The sequence below is a fragment of the Escherichia sp. E4930 genome, from assembly GCF_005845405.1.
In the GTDB taxonomy this organism is placed as follows: domain Bacteria; phylum Pseudomonadota; class Gammaproteobacteria; order Enterobacterales; family Enterobacteriaceae; genus Escherichia.
In genome coordinates this window covers 291,466-304,137 of the sequence record NZ_VCDZ01000004.1, presented here as the reverse complement: position 1 = coordinate 304,137, position 12,672 = coordinate 291,466, and the positions used below count along the sequence as shown (strand labels likewise).

At 50.9% G+C, this 12,672-nt stretch carries 11 protein-coding genes; 1 reads left to right on the top strand and 10 read right to left on the bottom strand.

Annotation, left to right across the window (positions count from 1 at the left end; translation table 11 throughout):
- Positions 1-45: 45 nt before the first annotated feature.
- The 6 genes from hscC to gltI all read right to left on the bottom strand — a co-directional run bounded on the left by hscC (position 46) and on the right by gltI (position 6,070).
- Positions 46-1,716: a molecular chaperone HscC gene (gene hscC / locus FFT88_RS08395; RefSeq protein ID WP_135404603.1), complete on the bottom strand. Its 1,671-nt coding sequence runs from the start codon at positions 1,714-1,716 to the stop codon at positions 46-48.
- Between the two features lie 83 nt (positions 1,717-1,799).
- Entirely contained in the window at positions 1,800-2,735 is a 936-nt protein-coding gene (rihA, locus tag FFT88_RS08390) for a pyrimidine-specific ribonucleoside hydrolase RihA (RefSeq protein WP_135404602.1), read from the bottom strand.
- A 117-nt stretch (positions 2,736-2,852) separates the two neighbouring features.
- Positions 2,853-3,578, bottom strand: a complete 726-nt coding sequence (gene gltL, locus FFT88_RS08385; protein ID WP_130219454.1) for a glutamate/aspartate ABC transporter ATP-binding protein GltL — start codon at positions 3,576-3,578, stop codon at positions 2,853-2,855.
- Positions 3,578-4,252: a glutamate/aspartate ABC transporter permease GltK gene (gltK, locus tag FFT88_RS08380; RefSeq protein WP_000272824.1), complete on the bottom strand. Its 675-nt coding sequence runs from the start codon at positions 4,250-4,252 to the stop codon at positions 3,578-3,580. Before gltK ends, gltL begins: the two co-directional genes overlap by 1 nt.
- On the bottom strand, positions 4,252-4,992 hold the full coding sequence (gltJ, locus tag FFT88_RS08375; RefSeq protein WP_000020944.1) for a glutamate/aspartate ABC transporter permease GltJ: 741 nt from the start codon (positions 4,990-4,992) through the stop codon (positions 4,252-4,254). Before gltJ ends, gltK begins: the two co-directional genes overlap by 1 nt.
- 169 nt (positions 4,993-5,161) lie before the next feature.
- Positions 5,162-6,070 (bottom strand): glutamate/aspartate ABC transporter substrate-binding protein GltI, encoded by a 909-nt coding sequence (gltI, locus tag FFT88_RS08370; protein WP_001177085.1) that lies wholly within the window; start codon positions 6,068-6,070, stop codon positions 5,162-5,164.
- A gap of 454 nt (positions 6,071-6,524) precedes the next feature.
- On the opposite strand from gltI, the gene FFT88_RS08365 reads away from it, so the two are divergent.
- A complete protein-coding gene (locus tag FFT88_RS08365) occupies positions 6,525-8,402 on the top strand; it encodes a rhomboid family intramembrane serine protease (RefSeq protein WP_135404601.1) in 1,878 nt (625 codons plus the stop codon).
- Positions 8,403-8,528: 126 nt separating this feature from the next.
- Here the strand turns inward: FFT88_RS08365 and lnt are convergent, their stop codons facing one another.
- The 4 genes from lnt to FFT88_RS08345 all read right to left on the bottom strand — a co-directional run bounded on the left by lnt (position 8,529) and on the right by FFT88_RS08345 (position 12,564).
- Complete coding sequence (lnt, locus tag FFT88_RS08360) at positions 8,529-10,067, bottom strand: apolipoprotein N-acyltransferase (RefSeq protein ID WP_135404600.1); 1,539 nt, start codon at positions 10,065-10,067, stop codon at positions 8,529-8,531.
- Positions 10,068-10,091: 24 nt separating this feature from the next.
- Positions 10,092-10,970: a CNNM family magnesium/cobalt transport protein CorC gene (gene corC, locus FFT88_RS08355; RefSeq protein ID WP_001278605.1), complete on the bottom strand. Its 879-nt coding sequence runs from the start codon at positions 10,968-10,970 to the stop codon at positions 10,092-10,094.
- 89 nt (positions 10,971-11,059) lie between these two features.
- Entirely contained in the window at positions 11,060-11,527 is a 468-nt protein-coding gene (gene ybeY, locus FFT88_RS08350) for an rRNA maturation RNase YbeY (protein ID WP_130206518.1), read from the bottom strand.
- Positions 11,524-12,564, bottom strand: a complete 1,041-nt coding sequence (locus FFT88_RS08345) for a PhoH family protein (protein WP_001018040.1) — start codon at positions 12,562-12,564, stop codon at positions 11,524-11,526. The genes ybeY and FFT88_RS08345 overlap by 4 nt, the downstream gene beginning before the upstream one ends.
- Positions 12,565-12,672 lie beyond the last annotated feature (108 nt).

The window sequence follows — 12,672 nt, the reverse complement described above, 5'->3', positions numbered from 1 at the left end:
CGAGTAGGCCGGATAAGGCGTTCACGCCGCATCCGGCAGCCGTGTTTAAGGGATCTCAATGGCCAAATAATCGCTCGCCCGTCGACGAACTTCATCGACGCGGGCCATATCGTTTGACTGCAACGCCTCATCAAAATCGGTGATCACCCGGCCAATCTCTTCTCGCTCGTCACCCAGTGCACGCGCCCACAACTCTTCCAGTTTGGCTTTAAAGGTACGGTTGATGAGCATATCGCGCGGATAAATTTTCAATGCGGATAACCGCGCCCGACTCTCTTCAATCTGCTGAGCGTTCAATGTTACCGGACTGTGATTAATGACTCTGGACTTAACGCTGCCGTCTTCCAGAAGCACGTCAACTTCAAGCAACCCGTTGATATCATAACTAAAGCGAATATCAATCGACTGATAAGCCCCGGTTTTCTTCAATGGCACATCGAATGATTCTACCAGAATGTTATTTTTAACTTTGTGGTTTTCTCCCTGATAGACGTTAACCGTAATTGAATCCTGTTCCGGGTGCATGGTTGAGTAAGTTTCTACACGCGACACGGGCACAGTGGTGTTTCGTTCAATAATTGGCGAGAAAATGCCGGAAATGCCCTGGCGGTTAACTTCAACGCCCAACGAGTAGGGGCAAATATCGGTGAGGATCACTTCTTCAATGTCTTCGCTGCGTAAGCGGCAGGCGGCCTGGATCGCTGCGCCCAGCGCGACAATGGTGCTCGGGTCGTAACTTTGATACGGTAGTTTGCCAAACAGACGCACGGCGATTCGCTGCACCAGCGGCATTTGCGACGCACCGCCGACCAGTACCAGGCTGTCGATTTGACTCGGCTTCAGACGTGCATCGCGCAACGCCTGTTCAATCGGCACACGCAAGCGGTTGAGTAGCGGTAACCACAAATCTTCCAGTTCGTTCTCGTAAAATTCGCATTCACGCGTTTCTTCCTGGTACTGCCAGCGAATGTGCATTGGCGATTGATTGCTACATTTTGCCGCTTCCACGCAGGCGTATAAGGCTGCCAGTTCGCTCTCGTTAAGCGCGGTTTTGGCAACTTCCGTGCGTTTTAAAACCTCATCGACCAGCATATGCGTAAAATCTTCGCCACCGAGGAAGTTATCGCCAGCGGAGGCGTGAACTTCAATCACCGGCGTGGCGTACTCGAGCACCGTGACGTCAAACGTGCCGCCACCGAGATCAAAAACCAGCGAGCGGGTATTTTGCTGCGTATGCAGGCCATACGCCATCGCGGCTGCCGTTGGCTCATTAATCAGGCGCACTGCATTTAGCCCGGCTAACTCTGCTGCTAAACGGGTATGCTTGCGTTGTTCATCACTGAAATAAGCCGGAACGGAGATCACCACATCTTTAATCGGTTGTTGCAGAAATTCTTCAGCATCTTCTTTTAATGAACGCAATACCAAAGAGGACAATTCCGGTGCATTAAATGTGTCACCGCCTAAACGCCAGTTGGTATTACTGCCCATTGCACGTTTAAATAACGCTGCGGTTTTATCCGGATGCGAAGTACGCCGTGATACAGCCGGTTTTCCGACTAAAATATGATTATTTTCATCCATGCTAATTATGGATGGTGTTAAATATTCACCGAATTTATTTGGAATTAATTGTGCGGCACCGTCTTTCCAGACAGCAATTAAACTATTGGTAGTACCGAGATCGATACCAATGGCGAGTTCTGCATTATCCATTGCATTTATATCTTGAAAGAAAAAGAGATAACCAGATTAAGACCACCCTGGTAAAACGTGGTGATCTTAATCAATAAGGAGTATTAAGCGTAAAATTTCAGACGTTCAGCCAGTAAATCAACAAAGCCCTGACGATCAACATCGACCATTACAGTGGCATTCGGTTTATTACCGGTCAGATAGTAATAATCAACAACCGTCATCCCCTGGGTATATTTCCCCTGTGTTTCAACGCCGACCCAGCGCTCCACGGTGGTAAACAACTCGGGTTTCAATAGCCAGGCAATGGTGCATGGGTCATGCAACGGCGCGCCGACAAAGCCCCATTTTTCGTCTTTATGATATTCGAGGAAGAAATCCAGCAGTTCGGCAACTATGGTTGAAATTGGGTTACCAATCGCGCGGAAACGCTCGGTGTCTTCAACGTGGATTTGTGCTTTGTGAGTGACATCCAGACCGGCCATCACCACCGGAATTCCGGACTGAAAGACGATTTCTGCCGCTTCCGGGTCAACATAAATATTAAATTCAGCCGCAGGCGTCCAGTTACCAAGCCCCATTGCGCCGCCCATAATCACGATACGGGCAATTTTGCTATGCAGTTCCGGATGGCTATTGAGCAGCAAGGCGACGTTAGTTTGCGGTCCGGTAGAAACAATGGTGACAGGTTCCGTACTTTCACGCAGCGTTTTCGCCATCAGCTCCACCGCCGTACAGTTTTGCGGTGCAAACGTCGGTTCTGGTAATGCCGGGCCGTCCAGTCCACTTTCGCCGTGTACGTTGTCCGCGATAATCAACTCACGCATTAACGGTTTTACCGCACCGCTTGCTACCGGAATATCGGTGCGATTAAGCAAGGTCAGCATACGCAGAACATTGCGTAATGTTTTATCGGGCGTCTGGTTTCCGGCTGAAGATGTGATGGCTTTGACATCAAGCTCTGGTGAGGCGAGGGCGAGAACTATTGCGATAGCGTCGTCATGACCTGGGTCGCAATCTAACAGAATTGGCAGTGCCATTGTTGCTCCTTGTTGTGTGTTTCTTTGCGACAAGGGTAACGCCGGAATGTAACAGATACGAGGGCCGAAACGAGAAAGCGTGAGATGGCGCGCACCTGGGTATGCGCGCCGGAAGGATTAATGCAGGATTTTCGCGAGGAAGTCTTTTGCGCGGTCCGATTTCGGATCATCGAAGAAAGCCTCTTTCGGCGAGTCTTCGACAATTTTTCCCTCGTCCATAAAGATAACCCGATTCGCCACTTTGCGGGCAAAGCCCATTTCGTGGGTCACCACCATCATGGTCATTCCTTCGTTCGCCAGTTCGACCATCACGTCCAGCACTTCGTTGATCATCTCCGGATCCAGCGCCGATGTCGGTTCGTCGAACAGCATCGCAATAGGATCCATACACAATGCTCGAGCAATTGCCACACGTTGCTGCTGACCGCCGGAAAGCTGCGCCGGAAACTTATTGGCATGTGCGGAAAGTCCCACGCGCTCCAGCAATTTCAATGCTTTTTCACGAGCCGGTGCTTTATCGCGTTTAAGCACTTTCACCTGCGCCAGGGTCAGGTTTTCGATAATCGACAGATGAGGGAACAGCTCGAAATGCTGGAACACCATCCCGACGCGGGAACGCAGCTTCGCCAGATCGGTTTTCTTGTCGTTAACCACGATACCATCGACGGTGATTTCACCTTGCTGCACCGGTTCGAGGCCGTTGACGGTTTTAATCAGCGTTGATTTGCCGGAACCAGACGGGCCGCAAACCACCACCACTTCGCCTTTTTTCACTTCGGTTGAGCAGTCGGTCAGCACCTGAAAGTGACCATACCATTTTGAAACATTTTTCAGGGTAATCATTATGCTGTCCTTCTTTTCAAGTAGCTGACCAACAACGACGCGCTAAGGCTAATAACGAAATAAACAAACCCGGCAAACAGGATCATCTCAACCTGCGTACCATCACGTTCACCAATGGTTGAGGCGGTACGGAAGAAATCAGCCAGAGATAACACATACACCAGTGAGGTATCCTGGAACAGTACGATGCCCTGAGTGAGCAGCAGCGGCACCATCGCGCGGAACGCCTGCGGCAGAATAATCAGTTTCATCGACTGCCAGTGAGTCATTCCCAACGCCAGCGCGGCGCTCGACTGACCACGAGAAATACTTTGAATACCGGCGCGGATAATCTCTGAATAGTAGGCCGCTTCAAACATCGAAAACGCCACCATCGCCGAAATTAAACGGATATCATTTTTTGGCGATAATCCCAGCACGTTTTGCAGAAAACCCGGCACAATCAGGTAAAACCACAGCAAAACCATAACTAAAGGAATCGAGCGGAATACGTTAACGTAGGCTTTGGCAAACCACGCTACGGGCGCAAAGCTGGACAAGCGCATCACCGCCAACATGGTGCCCCACAAAATACCAATCACGACTGCCGTGACGGTGATTTTCAGGGTGATCACCAGCCCGTCGAGCAGATATGGCAGGGAAGGGACAATGGAACTCCAGTCAAACTCGTACATTATTTGCCTCCCATGTTGCCGGGCAGGCGAACTTTACGTTCAACCAGCGTCATCACCAGCATGATAACCGCGTTAATCAACACATACGCCAACGTAATAGCGGTAAACGATTCCCAGGCGTGGGCTGAGTAATCGAGCAATTTACCCGCCTGCGCCGCCATATCCACCAGACCGATAGTCGAGGCGATGGCGGAGTTTTTCACCAGGTTCATCATCTCGGAGGTCATTGGCGGGACGATAACGCGATAAGCATTAGGCAACAGTACATAGCGGTAAGCCTGCGGCAGCGTCAGCCCCATCGCCAGCGCGGCATTCTTTTGCCCGCGCGGCAGCGACTGAATGGCGGCGCGTACCTGTTCGCAAACACGGGCGGCGGTAAACAGCCCCAGGCAGAGCATGGATGAAAGGAAAAACTGAATATTGGGATCCAGCTCGGCCTTAAACCACATGCCGATTTTCTCCGGCAGCAGCTCCGGGATCACCAGATACCAGGTAAAGAATTGCACAATCAACGGCACGTTGCGGAACAGTTCGACATACAACGTACCCAGACCGGAGAGAAAACGGTTTGGAACGGTACGTAAAATGCCGAAAAATGAACCGACGAGGAAAGCGATAATCCAGGCGCAGATCGACAAAGCGATCGTCACCTGAAAACCACTCCAGATCCAACCAAGATAGGTGGTGTTGCCGAACGGGGCTTGTTGTAAAAAAATACCCCAGTTCCAGTCTATAGACATAAATCTACTCCAGAAAAAAGAGGGTAGCAGCGTTAACTGCTACCCTCGAAGATTGTTACCCAGCGTATTGCGGTTTTCAGGCCCGATGGGGAACGACCATCAGGCGTATAGTCTGTCCGTGCTACGTAACAATCGAGAGGGCTGGAATTTCCGCCCCTGGTTCTTGTAATTAGTTCAGTGCCTTGTCATTCGGTTCTTTGAACAGTGCTTTCATTTCGTCTGACAGTTCGAAATTCATGTTCAGGTTTTTCGGCGGAATTGGATTTTTGAACCATTTATCAAACCATTTTTCCGCTTCACCGGAGGTCTGCACCTGCGCGATGGTGTCATCCATCAGCTTTTTGAACTGCGGATCGTCTTTACGCAACATGCAACCGTAGGCTTCCTGAGACTGCGGCTTGCCGACGATTTCCCAGTTGTCTGGTTTCTTCGCTTTCGCACGTTCACCAGCCAGCAGAGCATCATCCATCATAAAGGCAACGGCACGACCGCTTTCCAGGGTGCGGAAAGAGTCACCGTGATCTTTGGCGCTGATAATTCGCATATTCATTTTTTGCTCTTCATTCAGTTTGTTGAGCAAAACTTCAGAGGTAGTGCCGGAAGTAACGACTACGGCTTTGCCTTTCAGATCGGCAAAATCTTTGATATCACCACCCTTTTTGGTCAACAGGCGCGTACCGACCACGAAAATAGTGTCAGAGAAAGCCGCCTGTTTTTGGCGTTCGACGTTGTTGGTGGTAGAACCACATTCAAAATCAAAAGTGCCGTTTTGCAGCAGTGGAATACGGTTTTGTGAGGTAATCGGAATCAGTTTTACCTGCAAGTCCGGTTTGTTGAGTTTCTTTTTCACTGCTTCAACAATGGCGTTGGAGTAATCCTGCGAGTAACCCACCACTTTTTGCTGATTGTCGTAATAAGAGAAAGGCACTGAAGATTCACGGTGACCGACGACAATCACACCGTTTTTGGCGATTTTGTCCAGCGTACTGCCCGCTGCCGGGGCGGCGTCATCTGCCTGTGCCAGTCCTGCGGAAAGCGCCAGGGCCAGGATTGCTGTGGCAGGTTTACGTAATTGCATATCCAACTCCTTTATCTTCTGCGTTAAAAACGCATGGATACCCGTTGTGAGTGTTTGTGTTGTTATCATCTGCAACTTTATTGTGCAGTGTTGTGCTTGTTAGGTAACATTTAGTTTGGCTAAATGTAAAGATAATGCTGTTTTATTGTTTGTTTTTGCGAGATGCGCCGCACCATTCCGAAGCAAAATTCTTAAATCGCACCTTTTTGGTGCTACCGCTGATTTGTGATGGTGCAACCCGGTTGCGTCGCGGCTGATTTCATTGCTTACACAGTAAATAAAGCAACATACATGCCAAAAAATACTTAGGTGTGAATTAATTACGGTTGTAATTTTAGACTGAAAAAGTCATATTTCGGACAGGGTTAACTTTTCGGTATGGGACGTTTGCCGGGATGATAACTGCACACGGGAAAAATGCTTTTTACCTGTCTTTTCAAGGAAGAATCACCTTATGTCTGCATCTACGGTTAAGCCGTTAAATGTTCAATTACCCGCAATAACCCTTATCCTTTTTGCGCTCTGTGTTGGGATATTTTGTTACCTCGCACAATGGATGAGTTATGAAGAAGTCGATCAATCCGCACTTATCCATCTCGGCGCAAACGTTGCTTCTCTCACGTTGTCGGGTGAACCCTGGCGCTTATTGAGCAGTGTCTTTCTGCACAGTAGTTTTTCCCATTTGCTGATGAATATGTTTGCTCTCCTGGTGGTGGGGGCTGTGGCGGAACGGATTCTGGGGAAATGGCGACTCCTGATTATCTGGTTGTTCTCCGGCGTCATTGGTGGACTCATCAGCGCCTGTTATGCGTTACGCGAAAGTGAGCAGATAGTCATCAGCGTTGGGGCATCCGGGGCAATTATGGGGATAGCTGGCGCTGCGATAGCAACACAGCTTACTTCAGGTGCGGGTACACACCATAAAAACCAGCGGCGAGTATTTTCTCTGTTGGGTATGGTGGCGCTGACACTGTTGTATGGTGCCCGGCAAACAGGAATAGATAATGCTTGTCATATTGGCGGCCTGATTGCGGGTGGCGCGTTGGGGTGGCTGAGTGCGCGTTTATCTGGGCAAAACCGGCTTGTTACGGAAGGCGGGATTATTGTTGCGGGCAGTCTTCTTCTTATCGGGGCTATCTGGCTTGCGCAGCAGCAGATTGATGAATCAGTTTTACAGGTCAGGCAAAGCCTGCGTGAAGCGTTTTATCCGCAGGAGATTGAACAAGAGCGACGGCAAAAAAAGCAACAGTTAGCGGAGGAACGCAACGCCCTCAGGGAAACATTATCCGCTCCGGTAAGTCGTGAACAGGCCAGTGGTGATTTGCTCGCTGAGATTGCCGATATCCATGATATGGCGATCAGTCGGGATGGTAATACGTTGTATGCCGCAATTGAAAACACGAACAGTATTGTTGTTTTCGACCTCGGACAAAAGAAAATCCTGCATACCTTTACAGCGCCCATAGCGAAAGAAAAGTCAGTCAAACATTGTGGTGGCTGTAAAGATCAGGGCATCAGATCGCTGGCATTAAGCCCGGATGAAAAGTTGCTTTATGCGACGTCATTTGAAGCGAATGCGTTATCGGTCATTAACGTGGCGACGGGGGAGATTATTCAGTCGATTACCACCGGCGCACATCCTGACAGCCTTATCCTCTCGCATGATGGAACAAAAGCCTGGGTGATGAATCGCACCAGTAATAGTGTGTCAGCTATTGATCTGGTGGCTTATCAGCATGTGGCGGATATCCCGCTGGAGAAATACGACGGGACGGGGACAAGCGGTAAACCAGGCGCCTGGGTTATGGCACTTTCCCCGGATGAAAGAACATTACTGGTTCCGGGAGCAGGCAGAGGTAACATCGTGCGGATCAATACCATCACGCATCAGAAAGAAGACTTTCCCGCAGGTGATGCGCGTGGTGTCGTTTCTGCGATGGGATTCCGACCCAAAAATGGTGAGGTTATTTTTGCCGATAGCCAGGGGATTTCACGTATAAGCGTAGGGGATCAACAAGCCAGCATTATGACGCAATGGTGTAGCAGGAGTGTTTATTCCGTTGAGGGTATTAGCCCGGACGGTCAATATTTAGCGTTGGTGTCATATGGCCTGCAAGGTTATGTCATCCTGCTCAATATTAATGCCGGGCAGATTATTGGCGTTTATCCTGCCAGCTACGTTAATCACCTTCGTTTTTCAGCGGATGGTAGAAAAATATTTGTTATGGCGAAGAACGGGTTAATCCAACTGGACAGGACGCGCTCGCTTGATCCGCAGGCAATTATTCGTCATCCCCAATATGGCAATGTGGCTTGTATCCCTGAGCCGTAAGAAAAAGGGGCATGATAATCATGCCCCACAGCGTGTTGAGAAAGTACGCTTTATCCTACAAAATCACGTAAATTCAACATATTGCAAAAATCGCGTAGGCCTGATAAGCGTAGCGCATCAGGCACATTAACGTTTACGTGCTCGCAGACTCATCAACACAGCGGCAAAACCAAACAGTGCCGTCAGCACCCACAGCGGCCAGTTGCCGGTACGCGCGTACGGTGTGAGTCCGGTGGTCGGCGTCACGTTAGTGGTCAACACCTCGCGGGTGAATTGCGGGATCATCGCCTGAATCTCCCCCTGCGGGCCAATCACCGCCGTAATGCCGTTGTTGGTGCTGCGCAACAGTGGGCGCGCCAGCTCCAGCGCACGCATTCGCGCCATCTGGAAGTGCTGCCAAGGACCAATAGACTTACCAAACCACGCATCGTTGGAGATAGTCAGCAGATAGTCGGTATCCGGGCGGAAGTTATCGCGCACTTGCTCGCCAAGAATGATCTCATAGCAAATGGCCGCAGTAAGCTCAATACCATTTACCGATAGCGGTGGCTGGATATATGGCCCACGGCTGAACGACGACATCGGCAGATCAAAGAACGGTGCTAACGGACGCAGAATCGACTCCAGCGGGACAAACTCGCCAAACGGCACCAGATGGTTTTTGTTATAGCGATCGGCTGATTCATAGCTGTACGGTGCGCCTTTACCCAGTGTGATGATGGTGTTGTAGGTATCGTAGCGGTTCTGCTTATTGAGACGCGCGTCGACAATCCCGGTGACCAGCGAGCTACCTTTATCGCGCAACTCACCGTCCAGTGCTTTGAGGAACGGTTGCTGATTAATTTCCAGATCGGTTATCGCCGACTCCGGCCAGATAATCAACGATGATTTGCCCATCAGCGGTGCCGTTGCGTTGTAGTAAATCTTCAGCGTATTAAGAAGCTGACTTTCATCCCACTTCAGCGATTGCGGAATATCGCCCTGAACCATCGAAACCTGAATGGTTTTCTCCGGTTGCGGGGTAAACCACTGGATGTAACGCAGCGGGAAGGGAAGGGCAAACAGTACGACGGCCACCACCAGCGGACGCCAGTTGCGTTTGACTAACGCCAGTGCCAGCAGGCCGCTAACCATCATCAGCAGGAAGTTAATGGCTTCCACGCCCATTAGCGGTGCCAGCCCTTTTAACGGGCCATCAATCTGGCTATAGCCGAACTGTAACCACGGGAAGCCTGTCAGTACCCAACCGCGCAGAAACTCGGTCACTTGCCAGAGAGCAGGGGCGGCAATCGCCACGCGCAGCCAGGTGGTTTTCGGCCACAGGCGCGACAGCACGCCAGCAAACAGTCCGGTATACAGCGACAAATACGCTGCCAGCAGCACCACCAGGAAGATGTTAACCGGGCCAGGCATTCCGCCAAAGGTCGCGATGCTGACATAGACCCAGTTAATACCGCTGCCAAAGAGGCCAAATCCCCAGCAAAAGCCAATAGCGGCAGACTGGAGTGGACGGCGGTTAAAGGTCAACGCCTGAAGCCCCATCAGCGAAATAATCGCCGCAGGCCAGACGTCGTAAGGAGAGAAGGCCAGCGTTCCGCAGGCACCGAATAATAACGCCAGCAGCAGGCGAATGCGCTGGCGTTCAATTAATGAGGCAAAAGCCATGTAGTTATCTATCCAGTTTCGGTTTTATTCATCCAGCTTCGGCTGGGGTGAGTCATCCGGGATTTTGACATGAACCTGAATAATACGCCGACTATCGGCCATCGCCACTTTGAACTGGTAACCGTCGATGTCGATGGTTTCGCCACGCGCTGGAAGATGCCCAAATGCCTGCATCACCAGACCACCGATAGTGTCAACCTCTTCATCGCTAAAGTGGGTGCCGAACGCTTCGTTGAAATCTTCAATGGAAGCCAGTGCGCGCACGGTCCAGGTATGACGACTCAGCTGACGGAAGTCGATATCATCTTCTTCGTCATACTCGTCTTCAATCTCACCAACAATCAGTTCCAGGATGTCTTCAATGGTCACCAGACCGGAAACCCCACCGAATTCGTCAATGACGATCGCCATGTGGTAACGCTGAGAGCGAAACTCTTTCAGCATCCGGTCTACGCGCTTACTTTCAGGAACGACAACCGCCTGACGTAACACTTTGTCCATGCTGAAGGCTTCAGCATCGCTGCGCATAAACGGCAGCAAGTCTTTCGCCATCAGAATCCCTTCAATGTGATCTTTGTCTTCGCTAATCACCGGGAAACGTGAGTGGGCGGACTCGATGATGACATCAAGGCATTCGTCCAGCGTCTGGTTGCGTTTCAGGGTGATCATCTGGGAGCGGGGGATCATGATGTCGCGGACGCGTTGGTCTGCGATGTCCATCACTCCTTCGAGCATATCGCGCGTATCTTCGTCGATAAGGTCGTTCTGCCCGGAATCACGGATCAGCGCCAGCAGTTCGTCACGGTTTTTCGGTTCACCGTGGAAAAGTTGGCTGAGTAACAGGGAGAAAAATCCCTTCTTGTTGCTTATCGTGTCACTACTGTGTGAATTGTCGTCGCTCATGGCGTCGTATGGGTTCTCATGTTAGTTAATCAAAACGCCGTCGTTAATCACCAACGGCGGGGACGTCTGCCAGTCAAATACCTGGCAAATTATTCTTTCTCGGCAATGTACGGATCCTCATAGCCCAGAGCAAGCATAATCTCTGTTTCGAGGGCTTCCATTTCTTCTGCTTCGTCATCTTCGATGTGATCGTAACCTAACAAATGCAGACTGCCGTGCACCACCATATGCGCCCAGTGCGCCTCCAGTGGTTTGCCTTGCTCCTGTGCTTCCTTCTCAACCACCTGACGGCAGATAACCAGATCGCCCAGTAGCGACATCTCCATGCCAGGCGGCACTTCAAACGGGAAGGAGAGCACGTTGGTCGGCTTATCCTTACCGCGATAGGTCATATTCAGACTGTGGCTTTCGGCGGTGTCGACCACGCGAATAGTCACTTCCGACTCTTCCTGAAACTGCGGGATCACCGCATTCAGCCATGTTTGAAACTGGCTCTCTTCCGGTAACCCGGAATTATCTTCACATGCCAGTTGTAAATCGAGGATCACCTGACTCATTTTTGTTCCTGTTCTTCGCGCTTGCGTTCTGCCGCCAGCGCCGCTTTACGTTTTTGTTCGGCTTCTTCCCAGGCTTCATAGGCGTTAACGATACGCGCCACCACCGGGTGACGAACCACGTCTTCGCTGTGGAAGAAGTTAAAGCTGATCTCTTCGACATCGGCCAGCACTTCGATGGCGTGACGCAAACCAGACTTGGTATTACGCGGCAGGTCGATCTGCGTGACGTCGCCGGTGATAACCGCTTTTGAGTTAAAACCGATACGGGTCAGGAACATCTTCATCTGTTCGATGGTGGTGTTCTGGCTCTCATCAAGAATGATAAACGCGTCGTTCAGCGTACGACCACGCATATAGGCCAGCGGCGCGACTTCAATAACGTTGCGCTCAATCAGTTTCTCGACTTTCTCAAAACCCAGCATTTCAAACAGCGCGTCGTACAGTGGGCGCAGATACGGGTCTACTTTCTGGCTTAAATCGCCAGGCAGAAAGCCCAGTTTCTCACCGGCTTCTACTGCCGGACGAGTCAGCAGAATACGGCGAATTTCCTGACGCTCCAGGGCATCAACAGCCGCAGCCACTGCCAGGTAGGTTTTACCCGTACCCGCCGGGCCAACGCCGAAGGTGATGTCATGGTCGAGAATATTGGCGATGTACTGCGCCTGGTTTGGCGTGCGCGGCTTAATTACGCCGCGTTTGGTTTTGATATTGACCGCTTTGCCGTACTCCGGCACGCTCTCCGCGCTTTGCTCCAGCACGCGCGCTTCTTTAATCGCAAGGTGGATCTGTTCTGGTTCGATATCCTGAATCTGACCGCGCATTGGGGCGGTATCGACATACAGGCTGCGCAGAATGTCTGCCGCGGCGGTGACGCAAATCGGGCGGCCGGTCAGTTTAAAGTGGTTATCGCGGCGATTGATTTCGATGCCGAGACGGCGTTCGAGTTGTTTGATGTTGTCATCAAACGGGCCGCACAGGCTCAACAGACGCGCGTTGTCTGCTGGCTCCAGGGTGATTTCGCGAGTGTCTATGTTCAAACCGTTCCTCTTATCTGTATGCCGCCGGAAGCTGAACATTCACCGGCCTATAACGAAATTATTCACGCCACAGGAAAAAGGCGCAAGCATTGCGATAAAGATGGGGAT